Origin of the sequence: Oceanispirochaeta sp. M1 (genome assembly GCF_003346715.1) — a bacterium.
GTDB lineage: Bacteria > Spirochaetota > Spirochaetia > DSM-2461 > DSM-2461 > Oceanispirochaeta.
This window is the reverse complement of sequence record NZ_QQPQ01000034.1, coordinates 25,165-50,229: the sequence shown is the minus strand read 5'-3', so window position 1 is coordinate 50,229 and position 25,065 is coordinate 25,165. Positions and strand designations below refer to the sequence as shown.

At 45.2% G+C, this 25,065-nt stretch carries 27 protein-coding genes; 10 read left to right on the top strand and 17 right to left on the bottom strand.

Annotation, left to right across the window (positions count from 1 at the left end):
- Positions 1-140: 140 nt before the first annotated feature.
- Positions 141-1,076, bottom strand: a complete 936-nt coding sequence (locus DV872_RS19870; protein ID WP_114631711.1) for a GIN domain-containing protein — start codon at positions 1,074-1,076, stop codon at positions 141-143.
- A 2-nt stretch (positions 1,077-1,078) separates the two neighbouring features.
- Positions 1,079-1,387 carry a helix-turn-helix transcriptional regulator gene (locus DV872_RS19865; RefSeq protein ID WP_114631710.1) on the bottom strand — a complete coding sequence of 103 codons (309 nt, stop codon included), beginning with the start codon at positions 1,385-1,387 and terminating at the stop codon, positions 1,079-1,081.
- Between the two features lie 107 nt (positions 1,388-1,494).
- Here DV872_RS19865 and DV872_RS19860 point away from each other — a divergent pair, with 107 nt between their 5' ends.
- Complete coding sequence (locus DV872_RS19860; protein WP_114631709.1) at positions 1,495-2,649, top strand: cysteine desulfurase family protein; 1,155 nt, start codon at positions 1,495-1,497, stop codon at positions 2,647-2,649.
- Positions 2,650-2,656: 7 nt separating this feature from the next.
- A complete protein-coding gene (gene thiI / locus DV872_RS19855; RefSeq protein ID WP_114631708.1) occupies positions 2,657-3,844 on the top strand; it encodes a tRNA uracil 4-sulfurtransferase ThiI in 1,188 nt (395 codons plus the stop codon).
- On the opposite strand, the gene DV872_RS19850 is transcribed toward thiI, so the two are convergent.
- From DV872_RS19850 to hisH, 4 genes are all read right to left on the bottom strand, one after another.
- Entirely contained in the window at positions 3,841-4,362 is a 522-nt protein-coding gene (locus tag DV872_RS19850) for a hypothetical protein (protein WP_114631707.1), read from the bottom strand. The two genes, thiI and DV872_RS19850, sit on opposite strands and share 4 nt — an antisense overlap.
- A complete protein-coding gene (locus DV872_RS19845) occupies positions 4,340-4,615 on the bottom strand; it encodes an FmdB family zinc ribbon protein (protein ID WP_114631706.1) in 276 nt (91 codons plus the stop codon). The genes DV872_RS19850 and DV872_RS19845 overlap by 23 nt, the downstream gene beginning before the upstream one ends.
- A gap of 70 nt (positions 4,616-4,685) precedes the next feature.
- Positions 4,686-5,450, bottom strand: coding sequence for an imidazole glycerol phosphate synthase subunit HisF (gene hisF, locus DV872_RS19840; protein ID WP_114631705.1), 765 nt, complete (start codon positions 5,448-5,450; stop codon positions 4,686-4,688).
- 14 nt (positions 5,451-5,464) lie between these two features.
- Positions 5,465-6,064: an imidazole glycerol phosphate synthase subunit HisH gene (gene hisH, locus DV872_RS19835; protein WP_114631704.1), complete on the bottom strand. Its 600-nt coding sequence runs from the start codon at positions 6,062-6,064 to the stop codon at positions 5,465-5,467.
- Positions 6,065-6,196: 132 nt separating this feature from the next.
- On the opposite strand from hisH, the gene DV872_RS19830 reads away from it, so the two are divergent.
- From DV872_RS19830 to DV872_RS19815, 4 genes are read left to right on the top strand one after another with little or no spacing between them, the layout of a single operon-like run.
- The gene (locus DV872_RS19830) at positions 6,197-6,658 is read left to right on the top strand and encodes a hypothetical protein (protein ID WP_147283220.1); all 462 of its coding nucleotides are present in this window, start codon (positions 6,197-6,199) and stop codon (positions 6,656-6,658) included.
- Positions 6,655-7,926 (top strand): hypothetical protein, encoded by a 1,272-nt coding sequence (locus tag DV872_RS19825; RefSeq protein ID WP_114631702.1) that lies wholly within the window; start codon positions 6,655-6,657, stop codon positions 7,924-7,926. Before DV872_RS19830 ends, DV872_RS19825 begins: the two co-directional genes overlap by 4 nt.
- 15 nt (positions 7,927-7,941) lie before the next feature.
- The gene (locus DV872_RS19820; RefSeq protein WP_114631701.1) at positions 7,942-8,595 is read left to right on the top strand and encodes a FecR domain-containing protein; all 654 of its coding nucleotides are present in this window, start codon (positions 7,942-7,944) and stop codon (positions 8,593-8,595) included.
- 13 nt (positions 8,596-8,608) lie between these two features.
- A complete protein-coding gene (locus tag DV872_RS19815; protein WP_114631700.1) occupies positions 8,609-9,328 on the top strand; it encodes a hypothetical protein in 720 nt (239 codons plus the stop codon).
- Positions 9,329-9,380: 52 nt separating this feature from the next.
- On the opposite strand, the gene DV872_RS19810 is transcribed toward DV872_RS19815, so the two are convergent.
- Together DV872_RS19810 and DV872_RS19805 are read right to left on the bottom strand one after the other, a co-directional pair.
- Positions 9,381-9,683, bottom strand: coding sequence for a nucleotidyltransferase domain-containing protein (locus tag DV872_RS19810; RefSeq protein WP_147283219.1), 303 nt, complete (start codon positions 9,681-9,683; stop codon positions 9,381-9,383).
- A gap of 14 nt (positions 9,684-9,697) precedes the next feature.
- Positions 9,698-10,579, bottom strand: a complete 882-nt coding sequence (locus DV872_RS19805; RefSeq protein ID WP_114631698.1) for a hypothetical protein — start codon at positions 10,577-10,579, stop codon at positions 9,698-9,700.
- Positions 10,580-10,828: 249 nt separating this feature from the next.
- On the opposite strand from DV872_RS19805, the gene DV872_RS19800 reads away from it, so the two are divergent.
- Together DV872_RS19800 and DV872_RS19795 are read left to right on the top strand one after the other, a co-directional pair.
- A complete protein-coding gene (locus tag DV872_RS19800; protein WP_158547074.1) occupies positions 10,829-11,710 on the top strand; it encodes a porin in 882 nt (293 codons plus the stop codon).
- Positions 11,710-12,975: a CotH kinase family protein gene (locus DV872_RS19795; RefSeq protein ID WP_158547073.1), complete on the top strand. Its 1,266-nt coding sequence runs from the start codon at positions 11,710-11,712 to the stop codon at positions 12,973-12,975. The genes DV872_RS19800 and DV872_RS19795 overlap by 1 nt, the downstream gene beginning before the upstream one ends.
- A 70-nt stretch (positions 12,976-13,045) precedes the next feature.
- On the opposite strand, the gene ileS is transcribed toward DV872_RS19795, so the two are convergent.
- Together ileS and DV872_RS19785 are read right to left on the bottom strand one after the other, a co-directional pair.
- Positions 13,046-16,180: an isoleucine--tRNA ligase gene (gene ileS, locus DV872_RS19790; protein ID WP_114631695.1), complete on the bottom strand. Its 3,135-nt coding sequence runs from the start codon at positions 16,178-16,180 to the stop codon at positions 13,046-13,048.
- A 209-nt stretch (positions 16,181-16,389) separates the two neighbouring features.
- Positions 16,390-16,668: a DUF2442 domain-containing protein gene (locus DV872_RS19785; RefSeq protein ID WP_171832142.1), complete on the bottom strand. Its 279-nt coding sequence runs from the start codon at positions 16,666-16,668 to the stop codon at positions 16,390-16,392.
- A 155-nt stretch (positions 16,669-16,823) separates the two neighbouring features.
- On the opposite strand from DV872_RS19785, the gene DV872_RS19780 reads away from it, so the two are divergent.
- Together DV872_RS19780 and DV872_RS19775 are read left to right on the top strand one after the other, a co-directional pair.
- A complete protein-coding gene (locus DV872_RS19780; protein WP_114631694.1) occupies positions 16,824-17,225 on the top strand; it encodes a nucleotidyltransferase domain-containing protein in 402 nt (133 codons plus the stop codon).
- Positions 17,215-17,628, top strand: a complete 414-nt coding sequence (locus DV872_RS19775) for a DUF86 domain-containing protein (protein ID WP_114631693.1) — start codon at positions 17,215-17,217, stop codon at positions 17,626-17,628. Before DV872_RS19780 ends, DV872_RS19775 begins: the two co-directional genes overlap by 11 nt.
- On the opposite strand, the gene DV872_RS19770 is transcribed toward DV872_RS19775, so the two are convergent.
- The 7 genes from DV872_RS19770 to DV872_RS19740 all read right to left on the bottom strand — a co-directional run bounded on the left by DV872_RS19770 (position 17,613) and on the right by DV872_RS19740 (position 24,854).
- Complete coding sequence (locus tag DV872_RS19770) at positions 17,613-18,974, bottom strand: ATP-binding protein (RefSeq protein WP_114631692.1); 1,362 nt, start codon at positions 18,972-18,974, stop codon at positions 17,613-17,615. The genes DV872_RS19775 and DV872_RS19770 overlap by 16 nt on opposite strands.
- A 121-nt stretch (positions 18,975-19,095) precedes the next feature.
- Positions 19,096-19,779, bottom strand: coding sequence for a DUF4956 domain-containing protein (locus tag DV872_RS19765; RefSeq protein WP_114631691.1), 684 nt, complete (start codon positions 19,777-19,779; stop codon positions 19,096-19,098).
- Positions 19,780-19,798: 19 nt separating this feature from the next.
- Entirely contained in the window at positions 19,799-20,941 is a 1,143-nt protein-coding gene (locus DV872_RS19760) for a CotH kinase family protein (RefSeq protein WP_114631690.1), read from the bottom strand.
- Entirely contained in the window at positions 20,911-21,960 is a 1,050-nt protein-coding gene (locus DV872_RS19755) for a hypothetical protein (protein WP_114631689.1), read from the bottom strand. The genes DV872_RS19760 and DV872_RS19755 overlap by 31 nt, the downstream gene beginning before the upstream one ends.
- Positions 21,953-22,669, bottom strand: coding sequence for an SdiA-regulated domain-containing protein (locus DV872_RS19750; RefSeq protein WP_114631688.1), 717 nt, complete (start codon positions 22,667-22,669; stop codon positions 21,953-21,955). The genes DV872_RS19755 and DV872_RS19750 overlap by 8 nt, the downstream gene beginning before the upstream one ends.
- Entirely contained in the window at positions 22,666-23,835 is a 1,170-nt protein-coding gene (locus DV872_RS19745) for a glycosyltransferase (RefSeq protein ID WP_114631687.1), read from the bottom strand. The genes DV872_RS19750 and DV872_RS19745 overlap by 4 nt, the downstream gene beginning before the upstream one ends.
- Positions 23,832-24,854, bottom strand: coding sequence for a glycosyltransferase (locus DV872_RS19740; RefSeq protein ID WP_114631686.1), 1,023 nt, complete (start codon positions 24,852-24,854; stop codon positions 23,832-23,834). The genes DV872_RS19745 and DV872_RS19740 overlap by 4 nt, the downstream gene beginning before the upstream one ends.
- Positions 24,855-25,065 lie beyond the last annotated feature (211 nt).

Here is a 25,065-nt window from a genome sequence, read left to right as displayed (position 1 = left end):
TTCAAGCAGAAAAACCCACTAAAAGTAGAAGATGGTACTCATTTTTTTCTGTTGGGAAGCTTTTGGGTGGGGTATGGTTAGTTAGAAATAAGAAGGGCTGTTACAATTTTACTTTTGCAACAGCCCCTTTTTTTTTATTTTCAGTAGGTAGTGAAAACTGCTGAAGAACTGAGGACTTTGACATTTGCTGTGGAGCCGGCACCGTATTTGTAATAGATGGAAGAGAAGGATGACACATAACTGTCTGATCTGCTGTGGCTTCCACTGGAGTTAAGGCCGTACTGTTCACGAAGTACCTTAACCCTGTCTGACTGTTCACCCATAAAACGGGCAGTATTTAGATAGGCAGTGTTCTTATAATAATCCATCTGAATAAAAAGCTCCTTTGACTTGAAGTCCTTCATACTGAGGGTTCCGTAACGGTCTCCCTGAACAATCATGATCTCAGGTTCATAGGACCCGCGGAGGGTGACAGTACTGGAGGCATTATCGGCCTCGGAGTGGATAACCACCTCTTTAGCATTAATAGTATGGGTCCTGTTATATGAGGAGAAATCACTCCTGCTGTATAGGTAGAAGGTTCCATCAGTGATAGTAGGCACCACCATATCGAAGGAGGCATGAGAGTACTCTCCGTCCAGGAGGATCTCAAAAGTTTTTCCTGAAGAAGCGAAGGAATCATCCCAGAGGCTGCGGCTTGAAGTACCAAGTGATCTGTCATAAAAATAGGCTACCGCCCTTTTATAAAGATGAACCCTGTTTAAGTCAGGAAGGGTGACATCCACTGTGAATTGAAGATTATTATAATCCTCAGGAGGATCGTACCAGATGACCAACTCACCCTCTGAGACAGAGACATCGATAAAATCCCACTGATCCTCGTTGGCATTAACTGTCACAGAATAAGTCTCAGCATAGGAAGCATAAACAGTAAAGGAACTGTTTGCCTTAATGCTGTCAAATCCGCTTAAATTGTATTCATGAGGAATGACGTTATCAGAGGCATCAGGACTATTTCCACATGAGCTGAGGAGAAGAAGGAATGCCGCCAAAAGCGGCATAATAAGCTTTTTCACCTTCAGGATTGATCTCCGGGTAAGACATTATCAAAACCGGTGATGATATTTCTGACAAAGGGATCAACAATTCGGTAAATACGCTTGTTGCCTTCGGTGAGGGATTCAACAATACCCTTATCCTTAAGGACAGCAAGATGCTGGGATACAACGGGCTGTGGCTGATCAAGACATTGCCATAGTTCAGAAACACAACAATCCTGTCGTTCAATAAGGCAGAGCATTTTAAGTCTCAGGGGATGTCCGCAGACCTTCAGTTTTTTAGCATATCCGTCTATCAGTTCTTCGGGACAATTACATTTATTTTCCATATATAGTAAATTATCAGAAATGTTTTATTTAATCAATTAAAAGTTACAAAGGCTCTCAGCTTTACTTATCCTTGCCTCCTGCTATAGAACTCTGTTAGGATGGAAAAATGATATACCTTGACTGGGCTGCAACAACGCCCCCCTTAAAAGAAGTATTAAATGAGATGTCTGAAACCGCATCTATCTATTTCGGCAATCCCTCATCCATCCATAAAGAGGGGCAGAAAGCCCATAAAAGACTTGAAGAGATCCGCTGCCGCTGCGCCGATGCCCTTGTGTGCAGCCCTGAAGAGCTTATCTTTAGCTCCGGTGGAACTGAATCCAATAATATGATCCTCTCCTCCCTCCTGATGCGAAGAGATAAGGGTAGAATTATTGTCAGCGGTATAGAACATCCCGCCATATGGAACCCCGTACAGATGCTGGGAAAGCAGGGATGGGAAGTAAAGGTGATCAATCCGGGTACAAATGGTCTGATAAAGCCCGAAAAACTCAAAAAACTCCTTACTCCTGATACAAAAATGGTTCTTATAATGGGTGTTCATAATGAAACTGGTGTTATTCAACCCATTCAGGAACTCATCCGCACTGTGCGGGAGGCAGAAGAATCACGGCCGATCCATTTTCACAGCGATCTGGTACAGAGTGCCGGCAAGATCCCTCTATCCTTAAAAGAACTTGATCTGGATTCCGCGGCCTTTGCGGGGCATAAAATACAGGGTCCCAGAGGAATAGGTCTTCTTTATCAGAAAAAACCTCTGGCCGGTCTCTATGCAGGGGGAGGTCAGGAAAAAGGTCTCAGACCGGGAACTGAAAACCTGGCTGCTGCTGCGGGAATGTGCGTTGCATTAGAACATGCTATAAAAGTTGTAGAAGATCACCTTGATGAGGCCTCACTCAGGATGCAGATGCTTATGACCGGCATAAGTGCCATCAGGGGAGCAAGGCTGCTGCCTGAGGGGCGTATGGAGAATGCATCTGATTTCTCCCCCTGGATTCTGAACTGCAGTTTCCCTCCCCTGCCGGGGGAGGTACTGGTAAGGGTTATGGATGACGCCGGCTTTGCCATATCAACGGGCTCCGCCTGTTCCAGTAATAAAAAGAGCCGAACCAGGGGGCTTGAAGCCATGGGAGTAGACTCTAAAACTGCCTTCAGCTCCATCAGGATCTCCCAGGGTCCCAGTACAAGTGAAGATGAGATCAGGGCTGTTATCAAGGCCCTGGAAGAACAGATTAAAATTGTCGGCAGAGCCGTAGGATAGGAAAAATATGAGTGAATTATATCTGATTAAGATAGGCGAAATAACCCTCAAAAAAGGGAACAGGGCTCTCTTTGAGAGACAGCTGAAACAGAACATCAAGAGAATACTTCGCCCCCACCCCACAAGGGTGACCAACCGGAGCGGGCGTTTCTACCTGGAGACAGAAAATCTCCCGGAGGAATATGTATGCGACTGCCTCTCAAAGGTATTCGGCATTGTGGGTTTTACCAGATCCTACAGCTGCCCCAAGGAGCTGGATGCCCTTGAAGAGAAGGCCTTACTGGTTGCTCAGCAGAATATCGATGCTGGAAACGGCATTAAATTCAAGATTGAAACACGGCGGATAGACAAGAGTCTCCCCCTGGATAACTACGGATACTCCGCAGAGATCGGAGGAAGGGTTTTTGAGAAGATCCCCGGACTCAAGGTAGATGTAAAGAATCCGGACTGGGTTATCCATATAGAACTCAGGGAAAAGGGATATGTCTATGGCTATACCCATAAGGGTCCCGGCGGACTCCCTGTTCACACCGGAGGTAAGGGGATGCTCCTCCTCTCGGGTGGAATCGATTCACCCGTGGCGGGCTATCTGATGGCCAAGCGGGGAATGAGCCTGGATGCAGTCTATTTCCATACTCCCCCCTATACAAGTCCCGAATCACTGGAAAAGGTACGGGATCTTGCAAAGATTATTGCCCCCTGGTGCTGTGGAATTCATCTCTTTACGGTCCCCTTTACGGAGGTACAGGTACAGATAAACCGCTCTGTCCGCCCGGAGACAACGACTCTTCATTCAAGGGCAGCCATGATGAAAATTGCCCAGTCCATAGCTAAAAAACGGGATGATCTTGCCCTTATTACGGGTGAAGCCCTGAGTCAGGTGGCAAGCCAGACATTAGAGAGCCTTGCCTACACCAACAGCCAGGTGGATCTGCCGGTATTCCGTCCTCTGATCGGAATGGACAAGGAGGAGACCATATTGATCTCCCGCAAAATCAAGGCCTTTGAAACCTCTATTCAGCCCTTTGACGACTGCTGTACCCTCTTCTCTCCTGACCATCCCGAGGTGAAACCCAAGTTAAAGAAAACTCAGGAGGATTGGACTGCCATAGAAGATATAGACAGACTTATGGCTGAAGCCGAAGAGAAGGCTGAGAAGATCTTTATACCTGTTGTGGAATACGATAAAGACTAGGGATCGACTTGCTCTGTAATGCTTAAGAGGGGGCTGCCTGCAGCTCCCTGAACTGCCCTGAGAGTTACTGCTCCGGAGGCTACCGAAATTTGAACATAGGGTTTATCTGCAGACTCTGCGGGCATCCCGCCCATAAACTGCAGTGTATATTCGGCGGAATCAATAAAATTCTGACTTCCCTCACTTGTCACAGAAACCGAGAGGTCTTCCAGGCGGCAGGTATAGAGGGGGCTGTACTCAAAACCCATATAAAGTTTTGTTTCTGAATTATAATCATAGGACCCAAGTACAGAGCGGCCATTATCGAAAATACTTACAAGATTAAATGCCCCATAGGGATCTACAAAGACTTTTATAGACTGAAGGTCATCATATCCCAAAGGAGATGAGGTGTCGAGTTTAAACTCTATATAGCTCTGTTCATAGGGAGATTCTGTCTCTGTGGAGCAGGAGAAAAAACTTATTGATAAAGCTATTAAGGCTAATAATAGAAAACTATGAGGCGCTTTTTGAGGCATCCTTTTTTTCGCTCCCCGAGGCTGATGATGAAGATTTTTTATCCTTCAAAGGTTTAGAGGTACTTGAGCTCTTTTTGGCGTCGTTAACATAAAAACCACTCCCTTTAAAGATAATACCCATACCGCCGCCGATAAGGCGTTTCAGATTGTCCTGTTTGCAGTCGGGGCATGTTTTCAGGGGATCATCGGCCATGGACTGGAAATATTCAAAGAGATGACCGCAGTTTTCACATTTATAATCATAGGTAGGCATTAAAGCTCTCCTGTATAGTTGAGTGTTAAATTAAATATATTGATATTTTCATACAGAGGCAAGAGTTCTCTCAAATTCTCACAGGAATATTCTGCTTATGCAGATAATCCTTGATTCCCGGTACCGAATAATCTCCAAAGTGGACCATACTGGCGATGAGAGCCGCATCGGCCTTACCTTTTGTCAGAACATCAGCCAGGTGAGAAGGCTCCCCCGCTCCCCCTGATGCAACAACAGGAATGCCAACATTTTCAGAGATCAAACGGGTTACTGTAAGCTCATATCCCTCACGGGTACCGTCAGCGTCTATTGAATTCAGTACTATTTCACCGGCACCTCTGGCTTCAGCATCTTTGGCCCAGGCCAGAGCATCCAGTTCGGTATGTTTTCTGCCGCCGTCTATAACCACTCTGTAACCCGATGGCATGGCAGGATCGGCCAGGGCATCCATCCCAAGGACAATACACTGATTACCAAAGTGACGGGCACCCTGATTGATAATATCAGGATTCCTTACGGCTGCTGAGTTAAGGCTGACTTTCTCTGCCCCGGCTCCGATAACCTTCTTCATATCTTCAAGGCTGGAGATTCCTCCTCCCACACAGAAGGGGATAAAGATTGTTTTAGCAACACGGCTGACAACATCTATCATAATGCCCCGTTTCTCGGAGGAGGCAGTGATATCGTAGAAGACAAGCTCATCCACACCCTGTTCATAATACATGGCAGCCATCTCAACGGGATCACCAATATCTATATTACCCTTGAATTTAATTCCCTTGGTTGTTTTGCCGTCTCTCACATCCAGACAGACAACTATTCTTTTTTGAAGCATATTTTCATTCCTCTTTAGTACTGGATAAAGTTCTTCAATATCTGCAGGCCCCACTCCCCGCTCTTTTCGGGGTGAAACTGGGTGGCCATAACATTGTCCCTGGCCACGGCGGCGCAAAATTCGATGCCGTAATCACTGGTACCTATAACATCCGCAGTTTCTGCGGCCTCGATGTAGTAGGAGTGGACGAAATAGAAGGACTTCTCCTGGGGGAGATCTTTAAAAAGAGGATGATTGCTGTGTTTCAGAGTATTCCATCCCATGTGAGGGATTTTAAGCCCCATATCAGATGAGAAAAGACGAACTCTACCCGGGAGGATTCCCAGACAGGGAGTGTTTGATTCTTCGGAGTGGTCAAAGAGGATCTGCGCACCAAGGCATATGCCGAACAGAGGTTTCCCTGAGGAGGCAAAGTCTTTTACGCACTGTTCCAGGGAACTCTCTTTGAGTCTTTTCATGGCCTGGGCCGCCTCTCCCACACCGGGAAAAATCATCTTATCGGCCCTTGCCAGTTTATCAGGATCTGATGAGATAAAGAAATCGGCACCAAGCTTTTCAAGGGCAGTTTCAACACTTTTCAGATTACCGGAATCGTAATCTACTACAGCAATCATTAATGGTTATCCTTTAAGAGATAATTTGTTAATTCAAGTCTACAGAAAGGCATCAAAACCTGCAAGGCATCTCTTTTTTTAGATTTTAATAAAAAAAGTGAAAAATGAACCAGAGGGATGTATAATGCTGCAATGAAAAGAATTTTATTACTTACATTGATTCTACTATCAATATTGATTCTGCCCCTTACAGCCCAATCCAACGAAGTGATGGACGGTTTTCTCGAAAAAGAGGCAGCAGATGCAGGAACGGCTCTTCTTCTGATAGCCCAGGCCAGGGGGGAACTCCCTGACTCGGCAACAACAGATGATGCAATGAAATGGTGTGCGGATCAGAGCTGGGGTAGGAAACTCAGGAAGCTGGAAGCAGATGATGCCATCAATACAGGACAATTCCATATCGCCCTGTTCAGGAGTTTTGAAATAAAGGGTGGAATGATCTTCGGCCTTTTCAAGACCCCCAGGGCGGCAGCTCAGGAAGCCGGATATCAGGGATATATCTCGGGAACTCCCTACGTCAATCATAAGATGACACCCAACGAGGTACTGGATTCCCTCTCCATGGCACTGGAAGCCAGGGAGGAAGAAAAATGAAGAAAATACTAATTCTTTTATTTATCACCCTCCCCACCCTCCTTTTTGCCTATGAACATATCGGAGGAGCCCGTCTTGACTTGAATATAGAGGCTCCAAACATTTACGGAACCATTGCCGAGGCTAAAACTGAAGACAGATTCAGCCTCTGGTATGAGGGAAGAGTCAACGATCTGATCAATATCAGCGCCGAGGGCGGCGTGGTTTATGAAGCCTATGCCGGAGTGGCGGTCGACTTGAACCAGGAGCTCTCCTATCTGGGTGTGGAGGGAGAATTCTACCCCGATATCCGAGCCCTGAATATCTTTGGATATACAGGAATCTTTGATTACAGGCTGGGGCGCCAGCATTATTCTGATGCCTCGGGAATGATTATTTCTCAGCCCATTGACGCCCTGGATGCGGGAATACGTCTGGGTCCGGGTGTTCTGAATGCTTCTGTGGGTTACAGCGGTCTTGTTCATAAAAAGGCCTCTGATATTGCCATGACAAAGAGTGATTTTGACGGTTCCAGCCGACTCATTGAGGGATTAAGTTATACATATCCCGAGCTTCTCGGTTCTTTTATGAACCTTACAGCCGGAGTAACCGCTCAGCAGGATCTAATCAATGACTCAGATATTGCACTGGGATCTGAGAAGATGGACAGCCTCTACCTCCAGTTGGGAATGGATGGATTCCTCCTCCCCTTTATTATGTATGACAGCAGTTTTATCTATCAGATAGGAACATACGGTGATGCCCGGTCAAACGGATATCTTACAGATTTCCAGCTCTTCCTGGTGCCGGGAGGAAGTAATTTCTACCTCTCATTAAAAGCACTGATGACATCCGGAGAGAGCTGGGAGAACAGATCTGATTATTACGGCCAGAATGCAGCGGGTGATCAGAATCAGTTTATGCCCATATCCACGGCCGGTTCACAGGGCTATGTCCTTGAGCTGGATCTTGGAAATATTACGGCTTTTGAACTCTTAATAAGCCTTTCGAAGAGTAAAAAATTCGCCTTTGAACTGAGCACCACAACCCTTATGCGAACTGTGGACGGTCCAGTATCCTCAACAATGATTATAGACAACGGCGTGAGCGATCTTTTTATAGGTCAGGAGGGTCTGATGGCCTTTAAATTCAGACCTGTATCGGACTTTGGAGCTTCCATTAAACTGGGAGCCCTCTATCCCGGAGAAAGTATCACATTGAATGAATACCTCGAACCCTATCTACCGGTTATACCGAAAATCGGATTTGATCTGTCCTTCAGTTTTTAGGACAAGGAGCCAATTATGAAAAAGTTATTATTTATTTTATTGATACTATCCCTCTCCTCCCCCCTCTGGGCGGATATTAGGGTGGATGAGATTCAGGGGAATGTAGAGATTATGCTCCCCGGAGCGATGAGCTGGAGTAAAACAGAGCAGGGAGCGGAACTTCCGGGAGACTGCAGAATATCTACAGGTTTTAATTCCAGTGCTGTTTTACTGGTAAATGGTGAGACCAGGGTAACCCTTAAGGCTCTGAGCCGGCTGACTGTGGAAGAAGCCGCAAAACAGAGCGACGGTGCCCAGAATACCAGACTTTACCTGGGAAGCGGAAGAATCAGGGCTGATGTTAAAAAATCTCAGGGAAGAATCCATGACTTTAAGGTAAGAACCCCTGTAGCCACTGCGGCTGTAAGGGGAACCAGCTTTGATATGGCCTCGGGAAGACTGGATGTTACAGAAGGTACTGTGACATTTACGGTAGGCTCCTACAGCTTCAGTGTTAAACGGGGACAGAGTTCCAGGGTCAGTGTTGTTAACGGCAGACCCGGACTTCTCAGCCCCACTGTGGCCGTCCTTACAGATCGTCAGGTACAGAGCAGCACCGGAAGCACAGGGAGTGGCGATGGCAGTGATTCCTCGGGTAGAAGCGGTTACGCCTCGATTGAATTGAGATAATGAGGAGACAGAAATGAAAAAAATAATAATTACAATTACAGGCCTCCTCCTGCTACTCAGCAGCTGCGGAAATATGGCTGATCTGAGCGATCAGGGTACGGTCAGCGTAAAACTGACAGAGAGCGGCAGCTCCCGTTATATCGCCGGTGAGGGTGAAACAGTTGATGAGGCTATTCTTGGTTTTGTAGAGCAGGATGTGATGTATAACTTCGAGTTTATTGAAGAGATCACAGACTTTGAGGGAGATCATCTTTTCACGGGAATCCCCGTGGGAGACTACTCCTTTCTGGCCATGCTTTTGAGTGACGGAGATATTATCTCCATGGCCATACAGGCAGTCACAATTGAAGCCGGAAAAAATGATCTTATTATCGATATGGGACCGGGGTTTCACTTTTTGATCAATGATTTAGACTTTGATATGAGTGACCTGGAAGATGACTATTCACTCTCCCTGAGTGGAAATGAGATAACCATTGGGATCCCTGCAGAAGAGCTGGAGAGGGCTCAGATGGAAATTGACATAAAAACCAATGCATCTGCGGCAGAGGTTCTGAACTATGACGGAACTGCCGGGCCATTTACCTGGTCTTATGCTCCCCCTGCCGACGAGCTTAGCTTTAGCACCGGAGAGCTCCGCTTTGACCCCGCAGCAGTACAGGAGATACAGTTGAATCTTACATCTCCCGATGCTTCTGTGAACAGCTATCTTATAGTTTTTAAGGGTCTATAAAACGACTGGAAGCTTTTTTCAAACCAAGATAAAGAGCTTCCAGCTCAGGCCATTATAAGGGAATAGATGTCCTTAATGCTTCAAGAATTATCAAAGATTTTTCTTTTTCCTTACCAGAATAGCAGACAATATCAATTTTCTGCTCACCTATACGAAGACTGATCCCGGCCATAGTTCTGATCCTGGCTTCCTGTAACTCGATTCCAGTCAGATCTGTACGTATAAAAAGATCTATATCACCACCTCTGGCATTGTCATCGCTGCGGGACCCGAACAAGGACACCGTTGATCCTTCTGGAAAATATTTACTTACAACCTCTTTTATGCTCTGTATCTCATATTGCTTCAGTCTCATAAACTAATTATAGGCTATTGAGCATTAAAAGTAGAGAGAAAATGCCCCCAGCCGGGGGCTGTCATATTCCAGTTATCAAGAATAATGGTTGCACCGTCAATCTTGAGGTTTAGCTCGCTCATGGCCAGCCGTTCCTCTTCGGATTCAGAGAGTCCCAGACGTCCAGCAAGGAAGATTCTGAGCCCCAGAGCCCAGAAACGGGTACTGCCGGCCTCGGCAAAACGGAACTCTCCATTCAGGCTGTAACGCCCGTCATCGGCAGGAATCATGGAGATAAGAAGTGAACTGCCCTCGGGAACCACGGGAAGCCCCTCAGGCATGGGGAATACAGCCAGATCGGGGAGATAGAACAAAAGGGCGGCATTACCGCTCTCCCACCACTCCCGGTCTTCAGCACTTAATACAGAATTATCCTCAGGAAATTTCATCAGCGCAGACTGCAGCACATGGAGTCTGGGATCAGCACTGGCAGCCAGGAGAGTATTTTTATAAATGGTGTCGGCAAGAATGCCGTCTGGACCTTTATAGGTCTTCTCTTCATTCTTTGACCATCCTGGAGATTTTTTCAGGGAACGTCTGACAAAAAATGCCGGATATTCCCCCTCCATCATTCCGGAAAACTCCAGGGGCTTACCGAATCTGGCAGAAATAACAGTGTTATGTGTCCGTTCAAGGGCTGGATAGATCTCTGATGAGTCAACGGGCAATATATCTTTTAGAAGCTCATAGGAGAGCTCAGGGTGGACTGAAGGTCTGGCCAGAAGATAGAAATCATCTGTAGACGGCAGGACCGCCAGGGGATCTGAATCCTGGGGAGGCATAACCGGCCTTGTTGTACAGGCAAAAAAAGACAGACTGCAGAGCAGGTATATAAGATAAGTTTTTGTCTGTTTCATAGAATGAATCTCCAAATGGTTCTTTTTAAGAAATACTGAATGACTGTGTGAGATTATATACAATAATACTCTATAAATGATTCTTCAAGACGTATTCTTTTAATAATTTATATTGACTGGTTATCTGATTTTTCCATAAATTATATTGTGCATTACAAAAATATTTACATCCTGTTCTTTTTATCAGTTATTTCAACTTTATCGCTCTATTCTTTCGATCTGTATGAAAGCAAAAAGAATAATATAAATTTGAATCTCATTATCGGCAGCAGCTTCAAGTATGAAGCCGATTCATTCCCGGGGCGAGCCGGTTTTGAACTGACTGAGGCAGAAATAAAAACCAGTGGAACCTATCTGGAGAAGCTGAAATATTCTCTCTCCTTTGATCTCTCAGAGTTGATTGGAGATGATCCGGCCTTGAAAAATGCCTATATCCAATACAATTTTGCAGATCCATTCAGAATCAGGGCAGGTCAATCAAAAATACCCTTTGGACAGGAATATTCCCTTGGCGTGAGTGACAGAGTCTATATAACTCACTCTGAAGGAAGTAAGCTGATTGTTCCTGACCGTTCTGTGGGTACAATCATTTCCGGAAAAAATATATTTAACAGCTTTGGCTATAAGTTAGGTATTCATAATTCTTCGACTTATGAAGAAGAGGAAAATGTATCAGGCCACATCGTATTCAGCGGCAACCTTTTTTATAACAACAAAGGGATAAAAACAGGATATGAACTGCTTTATTCAAGTGATGAAACCTTTTCTCATGGTGCATATCTCCAGTTGAATCTCCCCCTGAAGAAAGATATAAATTTATTTTTTATTGGAGAGTATCTCGAACAGCGCTACTTTAATTACCACTGGAATCACAGCCTCTATACGGCAGTTTCTCTCAGGGTCAATGCCTGGGAACCGTTGATCTACTTTGATTACTTCAATGACAATGTAGGATATGACGGAGTGGAGGATAAGCTGATTCCAGGCCTCGGTTTCAATGTCTATTTTTTAAATGATAAATTAAGACTGCTGTGTGATTTAAGAACAGAATATTTATTTTCCCAACCCGAAGATTATACACACAAAATCCATAACCACAGCCTCACTGTTAAGTTGATACTGGAGATATGATGTCCCTCATACTGATTCTTCTATTCAGCCTTAGCTTTAACAGCTGTTCCTTTATGAATTCACCTGTTCTGCCCTACGAAAATCAGGAAGCCATGGGACTTCCCGTATTCTACATCCATCCCAAACCCATAAGTAAAGATTTTTACTCACCGGCGACTGTGATCTATAAAGGGAAAAGTTATGATGCCGAGGCCAGAATCAGAGGCGGATTCACGGCATACAGCCCGAAAAAGAGCTACACAATCCGTTTTTCTGACAGTGATCTCTTTAATGACCCGGAATTAGGGTCTGAAGGATTTACTGATCGGAAAAAGATTCTGTTAGTAGCCGACTTTGATGACAACTCTCATATCAGAAACCGTCTTGCACAGAAGATCTGGGAAATGATGCAGGATCAGGGAGGGGGTCTTTACTCCAGCCCTGTTATTCAGACCGACAGTTCTGTGGTCTATACCAATGGATCATTTGAAGGACTCTACACGGTAATTGATGCGGTAAACGAACAGTATTTCGATAGATATGCCGACAGCTCTACCACCCCATCCCTGGACTCTGTAGAGATGACATCAGGAGGGAATCTCTACAAGGGAGATACCCGGGAGGCTAATTTCTACATTAAAAATGAACTCTATGATGGATTCAGTAAGAAAATGGGGACTCCCGAAAGCGGAAACCGCGGAGCCTATGACGATTTGACTGATCTTATCCTGTTTGTCAATAACAGCAGTGATGATGAGTTTGCTGATGCCAGTGATGGATTTTCAACAATGGCCAGTGTGGAGAGTTATTACGACTGGTGGTTTTTCAGCTCCTTTATCAGCGCCGGTGATTCCATGAATAAAAATGCCTATCATTATCATAACCCCCATGGACTATGGTATTTCCTCCCCTGGGATTATAACCAGAGTTTCGGACAGAATTATATAACAAAAAGGAAATCCCCTTCCTTCAGTAAATACGCCCAAAGCCAGAATGGTATTTTCAAAAGACTTGTCAATCATCCAGGCTATGAAACAGCACAAAACAGCAGATACAGTGAGATGTTAGACACGGCTCTTGAGCTGGATCAGATTCTCGCTGAGGTCGATACTCTATGGGATGAGGTTCAGGAAGCAGCAGAGGCCGACTGGGATAAGTGGGGCAAAGAATATAGGTCCTATGAGTGGTGGGAGAACAGAGATGATTTTACGACACCCCGGGAAGAAGTGGACTATATAAAGATGTGGATTACTTCCATCCATGGTCAGGCAAAGTCACAGTTCTAAAAAAAACCCGCTAATCTTAAACAGACTACCGGGTTAATATTTCATTTAATAATCAAATCAGGCTTGCGAATCAGGCCTTAACAAGAGCGATATGACAAGGTTCGTCATCACCGCAGCTGCCTTCAGAAGCACCCTCTTTGACTTCCCAGCTCCAGCTTTCACCCAGAGTTTCACTCAAGAGATGATCTTCAAAGGTACTGACCGCCGCTTTCACAGAGTCGGAGCCGTTGATAAAGAGGTTGATTCTATCTGTAACTTCCAGGCCGCTCTCCTTACGAAGATTCTGGATGCTTCTGACGATGTCACGCACCATACCTTCCTGAAGCAGCTCCTCTGTAATCTCGGGGTCCAGGGCGATGGTAAGATCTCCCTCGTTGAGAACCTTGAGATTCTCTTTTTCCGATCTGTTGACCACCACAGATTCTTCGGTGATATCGATGGAATTATGCTCCTTCCCTTCAAAGCCGACACTCAGAGTGGCTCCTTCCAGGAGGGAGATGATCTCGGAAGAGCTGAGTTCGGCTATACGGCCGGCGGCGGTTTTCATATCCTTACCAAGCTGTTTACCCAGGACGCGGAAGTTGGCCTTCACCGAATACTCTACAAGGTCTTCCTCATTTTCCCTGAAGTAGACCTCCTTGACATTCAGCTCTTCGGCAATTATATCTTCCATCTCCCGGAGAATTTTCTTCTCTTCTCCGTTTCTTGTAACGATATGTATGGCCTTCAGGGGCTGACGTGTTTTCAGATTATGCATGGCTCTCAGGGCTCTTCCCATTGAAACAGCCTGCTGGGTCAGATCCATCTTTCTTTCAAGAATCCGATCCCTGTCCTCCTCCCTGGCCACAGGGTAGTCGCAGAGGTGGATACTCTCGGGCATCTCTTCTGTCTTGAGGTTGCGGTAGATCTCTTCGGTGACAAAGGGGATAAAGGGGGAAGCAACCTTCACCAGGGTCATCAGAGCATGCCAGAGGGTACCGTAGGCCTGCATCTTGTCACCGTCATTCTCGGACTTCCAGAAACGGCGGCGGGAGCGGCGGATGTACCAGTTATTCAACAGGTCAATGAAATTCACGATGGGTTCGATGGCCTTCTGAATATCATAGCCATCCAGATAGGTCGTAACTTCCTGCACCAGATGGAGGGTCTCTGAGAGAATCCACTGATCCAGAGGGTTCTCAGGCTTCACAGGGGGCTCTGAGGGAGCGGCATCGTCAATATTGGCATAGGTGACGAAGAAGCTGTAGGAGTTCCACAGGGGGATGATGATGCTCTTGAGAACATCCTTAACACCCTCGTTGGTAAACTTGAGACTCTCGGCCCTGACAACGGCGGAGTTCATCAGAAAGAGACGCAGGGCATCGGCCCCGAATTTATTGATGACCTCCATGGGGTCTGTGAAGTTCCGCAGTGATTTGGACATCTTCTTGCCGTCTTCTGCCAGAACAAGACCGTTGACAACAACATTTTCGAAGGCAGGGCTGTCAAACAGGGACGCTGCCAGAATTGTAAGGGTATAGAACCAGCCCCGGGTCTGATCCAGACCCTCGCAGATAAACTTGGCGGGGAAGTTGGCCTCGAACCACTCCTTGTTCTCAAAGGGGTAATGCACCTGTGCATAGGGCATGGAACCCGATTCAAACCAGCAGTCCAGAACCTCGGGGATTCTTTTCATTGTCCCCTTGCCGCAGGAGCATTCCCATGTAATATCATCCACAAAATGCTTGTGGAGGTCTTCCACGTCTGCTCCGGACTTCTCTTTAAGCTCGGCCTTGCTGCCGATGCATTCACGTGCTTCACAGGCATCACATTCCCAGATGGGGATGGGGTTGCCCCAGTAGCGGTTCCGGCTGATGGCCCAGTCCCGGGCATTCTCCAGCCATTTACCGAAGCGCCCCTTCTTGAGGTGTTCGGGAACCCAGTTGACCTTGTCGTTGGCCCCCAGCATCTTATCCTTCACCTTGCTGATATCCACAAACCAGGAACCCACGGCCTTGTAGATCAGAGGACTGTCGCATCTCCAGCAGTGGGGATAGGAGTGAAGGATCTGATCCCGTTTGACAAGCTTCCCCTCCTCCTTGAGACGGCTCATGATGTCTTTGTCGCAGTCTTTGACAAAGCGTCCCTCATAGTCGGGGACCTCTGATGTAAACTGGCCCTCGTCGTCTACGGGGCAGACAACGTCAATCCCTGTATGCTTGAGGACGGCATAGTCCTCCTCACCGAAACCGCTGGCGGTATGGACAATTCCCGTACCGTCTTCGGTGGTGACATGATCTCCGGTAAAGGTCTTGTAGGCACCCTGCTCTTTCCGATCCGGAAAGTACGGGAAGATGGGCTCATAACTGATCCCTGTAAGATCCCGACCCTTTTTGGTCCAGATAACCTGGTATTCCTCTTCACTCTTGTAGTAGGCGGAAACACGCTCTGCGGCAAGGATATAGAATTCATCCCCGTCCTTGAGCTTCACATAGTCAATGTCTTCCCCCAGGGTCAGAGCCAGGTTGGAGATCAGGGTCCAGGGTGTGGTGGTCCAGGCCAGGAAGTATGTAGACTCTTCATCCTCTAACTTGAATCTTATTGTTATGGCCGGATCATTGACGTCCTTGTAACCTCCCAGGTTCAGCTCATGATTACTCAGAGGAGTGGAACAGCGGGGACAGGTGGGGAGGATGTAATGGCCCTTATAGACGAGCCCCTTGTCCCAGAGGGACTTGAAGACCCACCAGATGGATTCCATATAATCGGCGTCCATTGTCTTGTAGTCGTTATCAAAATCGACCCAGCGGCCCATACGGGTGATCACCTGACGCCACTCCCCCGTATAGCGGAGAACGATGGAACGGCAGGCTTCGTTGAACTCGGTGACACCGAATTTTTCAATCTCCGTCTTACCGGAGATGCCCAGTTCCTTCTCCATTTCGTATTCCACGGGCAGACCGTGACAATCCCAGCCGAATCGTCGCTCGACTCTCTTGCCCTTCATGGTCTGGTAGCGGGGAATAATATCCTTGAGAGTTCCCGGTACGAAGTGACCGAAGTGAGGAAGACCTGTGGCAAAGGGAGGACCGTCGTAAAAGACATAGTCCTCGGCACCTTCACGCACGGATATGGATTTCTCAAAAATAGTATTCTCTTCCCAGAATTTCTGTATTTTCTCTTCCATCTTCGGGAAGTCAACTCTGGGATCTACGGGGGTATACAAAACTTTTCTCCTGTTTATTACCTCATCCCAAAGCCATCATAAAAGGGCCCGGAACAGGTACGAATTCATGGAGTGTATTTTACTGTAGTTGGGGGATAATAAGCAAGGGCGGTACTGCCTTTCGCTAGTCCGGGGTTTCCGGATCACAATCACGCCGCCGGTCGTCCGGGGCATATTTATGCTGTCTATCGCAGATAAGGTCTAAGGGTTTAGGGGAGTAAGGGATCACTGACATCCTTAGCATTTTCATATATCGAGTCAGGATCTATATCCAAACAATTATACGGATCAAAATTACCACTCAAATCCCATGCTAATGTATTATTCAGAACTGTACACTTTTCAGTAAAAGTTACAACATCGGCTATCTTTTTAAAGACACCTTTATTCAACAACGGTTTTGCATCAAACTGTTTTATCATACCATCTGAAAAATAAACAATAACGGAAAAATCTTCATTAGGAATCACTTGTACGACTTCATGCATAATAAATTCTCCTACTTTAAAGGTTCTATCCTGTGGATTTCTCCATGGTTCATTGCTAAATCCCAATTTTCCAGTAATTCATCCTTATGCAACTCACACCAGGCTAAAACCACAATCTGGGGACAAAGCTGATCCTGCCGTGTTATACTTCAGTCATGGAAAGAGGGGAGATTCTCAGCAGTATAAGCAGTTATTTTGAATCCCGCGAGGAGATCCACACCGTTATTGTCTATGGATCGGTAGCTGATGGAAGTTCAGGACGGGACAGTGATGTAGATATTGCACTGGCCTCATTCACAGCTCTGGATTACAAGATCTTAGTTCAAATGAATGCAGATCTACAGATAAGACTCCACAGAAATATTGACCTTATAGACCTGGATAAGGCGAAAGGTCTTATCCATTACAAGATAATAAGTAAAGGGGTTCGTCTGAAGTATTCAAGCAGAGAACTGACCGGACATATGATCCGGGCCCTGGATTTTAAAACGGACTTTCTACCCCAGTTACAGGCCATGCAGATTAAAAGGATAGAAAAAACAGCCTATGGAACCTGAAATACTTATAGCCAAGTTGGAATCCCTGAGCCGCTGTATCCTCAGAATCGAAAGTAAATGCCCCGAGAATAGTCAAAGTCTCAAAGAAGATCTCGATTTACAGGACATTATCGTTATAAATCTGGAAAGGGCCGTACAGCAATGTGTTGATACGGGCCTCCATATCTTGAGCGATTATAACGGTTCACCCATAAACAGTATGGCAGATGTGTTCCAATCCCTGGCAGGAAACAAGATCATCAGCGAAAAATTGGCAGGGAATCTTATTGCCGCCGTCGGTTTCCGTAACATTGCCGTCCACGAATACAGATCCATTGACTGGAATATCGTGTGGACCATAATAAATGACAATCTCAGTGATTTCAGGGACTTTCAGAAAGCCCTTCTTCATTTGATCCATTGATTAATAATGGATGATAGACGTCCTGCGAAATACAGAGGCAGGGATTGAAGTGAAAATGTCAGAGTTTCCCTATACTGACTCTTATTCTGCACCTGTACCTCCAGCATCTGAAAAGAGGGTTTGTTCATATCAAAGCGTATTGCCCTATTCTCCCCCTTATGAGACATAAACTGATGAAGTGATTTCAGGGTTCCGCTTTTTCCTGCTTTTACTTCAATAGGAATCAGCTTTCCTTCATGAGGAATGACATAATCGACCTCAGCATTATTGCTTTTTCCTTCCCGCAGCCAATAATGCAGCTCATGATGATAATACAATAACAATTCCTGACCAATAAACTGCTCTGCAATACTTCCTTCATTAATCAAAGTCCGTTCATCCATCTTGCGAAGTATATCCCAGTTGAGGCCGGTCAAATGATTCATTAATCCGATATCCAGAAAGAGGATTTTAAATACTCTCTCATTGCGACCTGCCCTCAGAGGAATTCCCGAACAATCAGAATGATAAACAAGGGAACAGAGTTTCGCCTTTGACAAAAGATCTAGAACCCTTCGAACTTCTGCGGCCTTATCATCAGGACTGAGATGAACATATTTTATTTTCTTCCCCACTTGAAGAGGAATTCTATTTAAAATTTGCTGTAAACGGATCAGATCTGATTTTCTGGCGTATTTAGCAAAATCATCCTGATAGGTATCAATCAAGGATCTATGAACATCAGAAACGGTATAGGGATCTTCCTGAAAAGCCAGAACTGCTTCAGGCATGCCCCCACAATACAAATAATCTCTCTGATATTTTAATAAAGCCTGATGCCTGGAATCAGCCATAAGATCCCCTGGCTCATGTTCCTTATAGAAACCATGCAGTTCTTCATCCTGGTGTAACAGAAACTCATCGAAACTCATCGGCCCCAGATGATAATAAGTAATTCGTCCTACAGGCATGGAAAAGGAATGATCTGACAGAGTAAACTCTAATAATGACCCAGCCGCAATAACCGCTAACTCTGGTTTTTCTTCATAAAAATAACGGAGAGCCTGCAATGCATAGGGAGTCGATTGAATCTCATCCAGAAATAGCAGAGCATTCTCATCTGATGAAATGGAGCCGCATATACCCTCAATTTCCAGTAAAATGCTCTCAAGGTTCATTGTTTTGAAAACTTTATCAAGTGAAAGATATTTTTCCAGATTCAATTCATAAAGTTTAAGATTGTGTTCTTTGGCAAATAACCTGACAAGTGTTGATTTCCCCACCTGCCTGGCACCTCTCAGGATCATTGGTTTTCTTCTGGGAGAATCAAACCAGGCATTCAAATCCTTCAGTGCATTTCGATACATGATAAAACACCCCCTTGTTTTGTCTTAGTTACTAATATTTTAAGGGGTTATTTTGTCATAATCAAGATATTATCAGCAACTAAACCTGTTTATTTAGGGATAATCATTGACTGGCTTCGAACTATTTCCTGGCAATCCGAATATCAAGGGAAGAATCATTACTGAATATCTCTTCTATGTCACTATGAACCTTACGAACTTCCATACGGTTGCGGAGGCTCTGGGTATAGCGGACTTTAATCTTATCCTTACTGGTTCTGATCTCCATCAACATTGTATCGCCACCCAGAGATTCTCTCAGTTTTTGAATTGTATCATCATAGAAATTTATCTTTTTAAAGCTGATATTGATTTCATAGTTAAAACTGGAAGGAAGGGACATACCGAATTTTATCTTACTTAAAAAAATCATCATAAATCCAACAAAGAATGTCAGAATCAGGGCATGAAGAAAAAAGGCCAGACCACAGGAGATCCCCACAACAATACCAAGGAATATAAAGGACATGTCTATGGGGTTGCTGACGGCCGTTCTGAAGCGCACTATGGAGACAGCACCGATAAGACCAAAGGCGACCACCATATTTGAGGCGATCATCATCATGGCCCCGGCCATAATCACACCGATATAGATGATGGAATGCATAATGATATGACTATCAATCTTATCTGCATTGAGCCACTTATAGATAATGGCCAGTATAAGATTCAATATAAAGGCATAACCTAATCGGATCAATGAGGTGAGAATAGTAAAATCCTGGGCCTGAGCAGGATTATTTATTATATCTAGAATTTCGTTCATTTATTCTCCGTTAAATAATTCATCTTGATGCATCATCCGGATCAGTGAAGAAATCCGCCCAGTAAGGGTCACTCAGTATATCGCTTGTTCTTGTATTAAAAAAGACCTCAATACTTTGCTTTTCTGCTTCAAATGCGTCAGATGTCAGATAAAAGAAGGGTTCCACATCAACAGCAGCTCCTAAAAGAGAATACAAACTCTCAGAATACCCTTCCAGTTGATCAATTATATTGTTATCTCCCGCCTGAAGAAAGTATCTATTAAATAGATCCCTGTAGATGTCCTGAAACTCCTCGGATTCGAGCATACGGGTGGTTAGAATATTGTTCCCACCCACAGGGGTGTATTGATAATAGTGATCGTTATCCCAGGGGAGAATACGGTATTTATCTCCTGCATATACATAGAAGTTGGTTTCATAGGTATCGGCCATGCCGAAATAATCACGAATAACCATATAGGCAGCCAGATCTTCAAGATCAACATTAGCTTCAGCCCAGTCTACCCAGTCTTCTGTGGACATATGAGCCGCATTGACAAGATAACGGTTCAGGGATGAGAAATTATCATCATGGGGATATTTTTTCTCAGACATAGACTCTGCTGGAACATCCCTGCCCAGATCAAAGGCCCTGATTTTATAAAGTTCACCCTTTTCTCCGAAATAATCATCCACAGATTCATCGTATAGGGGGAGCTGGTTGTAATATCCCAGATATTCATCGTTCATGAAGAGGCTTATGGGTGAGAGTTCAAGGTAAGGCAGGCCTGCCAGGGAGTAGGCATACATGATAAGTGAGTAGGAGATCCAGGGAGCTCCTCCCGCATCCAGTGCAATTTTTATCTCTTCACCATTGACCTCTCTGCGCAGGGTAAAAGACTTCTTGGGGAGCATCCTTGAGGTAAAGCCTCGTATCCGCATCTCTCCCCTGCCCTCTCCCTCATTACTCTCATAGCGGCAGTGGGCATATATGTCCAGTGAAACCGAATCCTGAAGAGTATTAAATTGATCATCAGAGAGGTAAAGTCTGAACTCAGAGAGTCCGGTATCAGGGTTATGGGAATCCAGGATTCCCACAAACTCACCGCAGCCGCCGAGAAGCGACCCGATTAAAAGGGTTAAGAAGAGGATTATAATCTTATCTGGAAGCTTATGCCCCATACAATCTCCAGGCCTGTCTGTAGAAATGATTCACCCCCATCACTATTAGTCAGAATCTGGGTTCCCCCCTCCATATGGAGGTAGAAGGTCTTATCCCAGGCCAGTTGCGACCCTGCCCGCAGCTCCATATTCCAGGATTCTGTCTGCTTAAGATCATACAAAAGATAAGCGGCATTTACACCGGGGGTCCATACAAAATCATCATAATGGAACGGCAATCCCAGCAGGAGGTCTGCTCCCAGAAACCAGCTTGCCTCCCCCTCTCCGGGGATATGTGTAATCCCCACAGGGTCAACAAGATTACTCCCCAGGGTGAGATCCGCCATATAGATGACAGTATCCGTCTCGCTGAGGTCGGCAATGACCGCCTGAAAAATATAATTATTGTCCTGAGCATAGGTAGATTCACTACCGATCCAGCCATTATGCACCCAGTAGGGATAATAGGCCGCCGAGAATCCCAGCCAGCTGTCTTCCCCTCTGTAGGGATAATAAAAGCCGGCATCAGCCTGTACTTCCCTCCCGGCGGGCTGAAAGAAAACATGACCATAGGCCGAGAGGGGAAAGGTGTCCTCTTTGTAGTTTTTATAGATTTTAAGACCCACTGTTTTGGAAGAATACCAGCCCATAAGATCCATATGGCGCCTGATAAGAGTATCTTTATGAAACGGAATATTTGTCTTTGAAAATTGATCCTCTAAAAGAATCTCATTTTCAAACATTCCAAGCTGAAGATGCATCCGCTTAGGACTGTAGCGAGTCCAGATCTCTTCGGCGTCGATTTTATCAAAACCGGCTTCGATCTGAAGACCTATTTCCCAGGAGTCTGTAAGCTCAAAACGTCCATCCAGCTCAACTCCCAGATTAAAATAGTCAGTATAGGCAATATCATCATCTGTATCAAAAAAGAATTTGGTAGAAAGATCCAGCTTATCATACCATTGATCCTTTGCAGGGAGTCCTGCAGCCACAAAAGTAAACAGCATCAGCAGAATAATGGCTTTACAGTGTTTACTCATTGATTTCTCCCATCAGTTTCATCTTAAGCATACCACCGGAATCCTGGGCAATATAGAAAAACCCTTCAGAATCGATGGCCAGTCCCTCCTGGTTCTCACCGGGAAGAAAACAATGCCATTGCAATTCTCCCATCAGATCAAGACAGTAAAGCCGATCGTCCCTGTCACTTACAATATAAATGGAAGATGCTGTAATCAGGAGGGCTGACTGATCACTAATACCTGTTTTAATTTTATGACCATCCAGGAACTGAAGGGCTCCCTCTTTCTTCTTGACCTGATTTACCAGAACTAGTCTCCCGTCATTATCCAAACTGAGCCCTTCAAAGGGACCCCAAAGTTTTTCCGGGAGGGGAGAATCGGCAAGAATACTAAATTCATCGGCATCAAGCCGGAGGAGTCTGTTCAGCCCCTCATCCAGTACATAGAGCTCTTCACTCTCAGGGTGGATGGTCACCCCTTCAAAGTCCCTAGATCCAAGCCATTTCAGATTCAAGATCTCTCCATCCAGAGAGATCTCGGCAACATGACCTTCATCTCCCACCATGAACAGACTGTCTCTGCTCTCTGAGTACGTAAGACCTGAGGGTTCACGAAATCCATGTAGGGGATATTCTTCGATGACTTCAAGTTCATATTTTTGATCATCCCCAGGACAGAATATGGAAAATGAAAAAAACAGGAACAACATTGATAATAGAATTCTCATATAAAGATCATCTCCAGAAGCTCAGTCAACATTCTCTTCTGCTCCTTCAAAACATGAGCATAACGTCCTGGACCTCTAGCCGCGTAATCATTTCGTATACTGTCATTTTCAAGCATAAGAATACGGCTCTGGATTTCACTCTCCGAATAGGGATTGCTGTAAAGAGCAGCATCGCCACAAACCTCTGTAACCGCAGAAAAAGCAGTGCTCAGTACGGGAGTTCCATACTTCATGGCCTGCAATGGAGGATAGCCGAAGCCTTCATTTAAAGAGGGATACAAGAGCCCCCGGGCTTCTTTGAAAAGGACCTCCAGAACTTCGGACTCCACGTAGTCCAGAAAGAGAAAACTTTCTTTATTCCTCAGCCTTTTATAAACAGAATGAAACCCGCCGGTTAAAACCAGTTTCCTGTCTTTCATGCGCCCCTGGCTGATAAGTTTATCAAAAGCCAATGCCAGGCGCAGATTGTTCTTCAGCCAGCGCCCGCTCCCCAGACCCAGATAATAGACACCAGAACGTAGACCCAGGGTATCCAGAGTCCCCGCAGAGGCCGCCTCGACTGCTTCAGGAGCTACCGGATTAAAAAGAGGAGAAAAACAGACCTGCAGATCCTCTTCCTTCATAAAAGGGAAAAATGAAAGGATGGAATATTTACTATGGCCTGAGACCGTAACCACCCGGCTATTGGGGAGGGTGAGCAATCTCTCCACCTTGCTACGGGCAATTTTTTTATAAGATGCCGGAAAAAGACGGATAAACCAGGCCTTGAGAACCCTCTTCCAGGCCCTGCTTGCCAGATAGAAAGGCATTTCATAGTGATCAGAGGGCATTTCAAGGGATCGTATGCCGTGAATGGTGAATATGAGCCGGGTTTCCCCATCCTGATTACCATTGAAGCGACCATAGGGTAATCCTGTAAAAAAAGTATCGTATCCCCTATAGGCCTGTGCAAAGCTTCTGCCCGCAAGATCTACAAGCTTGATCCCGTAATCATCACAGAGCGATTTTACATGCTCATCCAGTGGCTTCTTGCTGTCATACAAGGCATCGCATTGATATCCGGCCAGAAGGGCTGCCTCAAAGACCGCCTTGGAATACTCCCCTCCCCCGTGATACACGGAGCCATGGAGCGGCTGGGTAGCAACTAGATCATAAAGAACTTTCATTGGACCGCCTCTTTTACAGTTTTAAATATCTCAAGATAAGCCTTAAAAATTATCTCTGGAGCATAGGAGTCAAGGTAGGTCTGATGTCCGGCTTCTGCCATCTGCTGCAGATGCAAAGGATTATCAAAAAGGCGATTTAGAACCTTCTGCCAGTCTGAATTATCCACAAGTATCCCGTTTTCTCCGCTCTTAATCATATCTTTCTGAAAGCCGAAATCCGTAGCCATAACGGGAAGCCCCAATTTCATGTACTTAATCAGTTTAAAGGCACTTTTCCCCCGGCTCCATTCATCCAGTGTCAGGGGCATAATTCCCAAAGAACTCTTTTGAATCCAAAGGCTTTCATTATCTGTGGACCAGGGAATATTCCTGATTTGAGAGGATGAACCGTCAATGCTGTATTCACCGTCTGAGATAACGCAGAGTTCAGCCCTGTCATGCCCTTTTAGAAAGGATGTAATCTGATCTTTAATTTCATCCAGATAAAAAAAGTTTGCCCTGGTACCGGTCCAGACAATCCTGAAAATCTCATCATCCTTTACAACTCCCGTAGTTTCTGAATCGGAAGGTGATGTGGGAACAATATCTATACGGGGATTTATAGGACGAAGATCGAAAGCCAGGGCTTCATTGGCACAAATAATTTTGTCATACAAAGGGATGGCGGAGAGGAGGAAGACTCTTTTGTATACCTTCTTTAAGAAGTTTACATAAGGATTTCCCTTGTGGGGGTGAGTCCGCCAGATGGCATCGTCCACATCAAGAAAAAGAGAGCCGGACCTTGATTTTAATTGTTTTAACTCAGCAAAAGCTAAAAGCTTTTTCTGAACAAGAATGGTTGAACCTTTTTCCATGCTTTCGAACTGTATTCTCCGCTCTGATCTACTCGGGGCACATTCAAGCACTCGAACATCCCATCCAGCAGCCTTGAAATCATCTATATAGTTGAGCCAGCGCAGACGGGTGCTGGGGGTGACACGATTACCATTAACATATAGATAAAAGATCTGATTTCTCATTTTATATCCTATTCCACCTTGTTCATTGCCTGGAAGCTGGGAACCCCTGGATAATTCCAAAAAACTTCATCAGCACATCATACTTCAGTAAGATATTCAGGGTAAACCCGATCAACCACTGTAGTAATTGATCGGAAATAGTTCCATAGAACACAGATTGAAGATATAATTGCTTTAATTTGATAATATGTTGTAAGTTAGTATAAATATA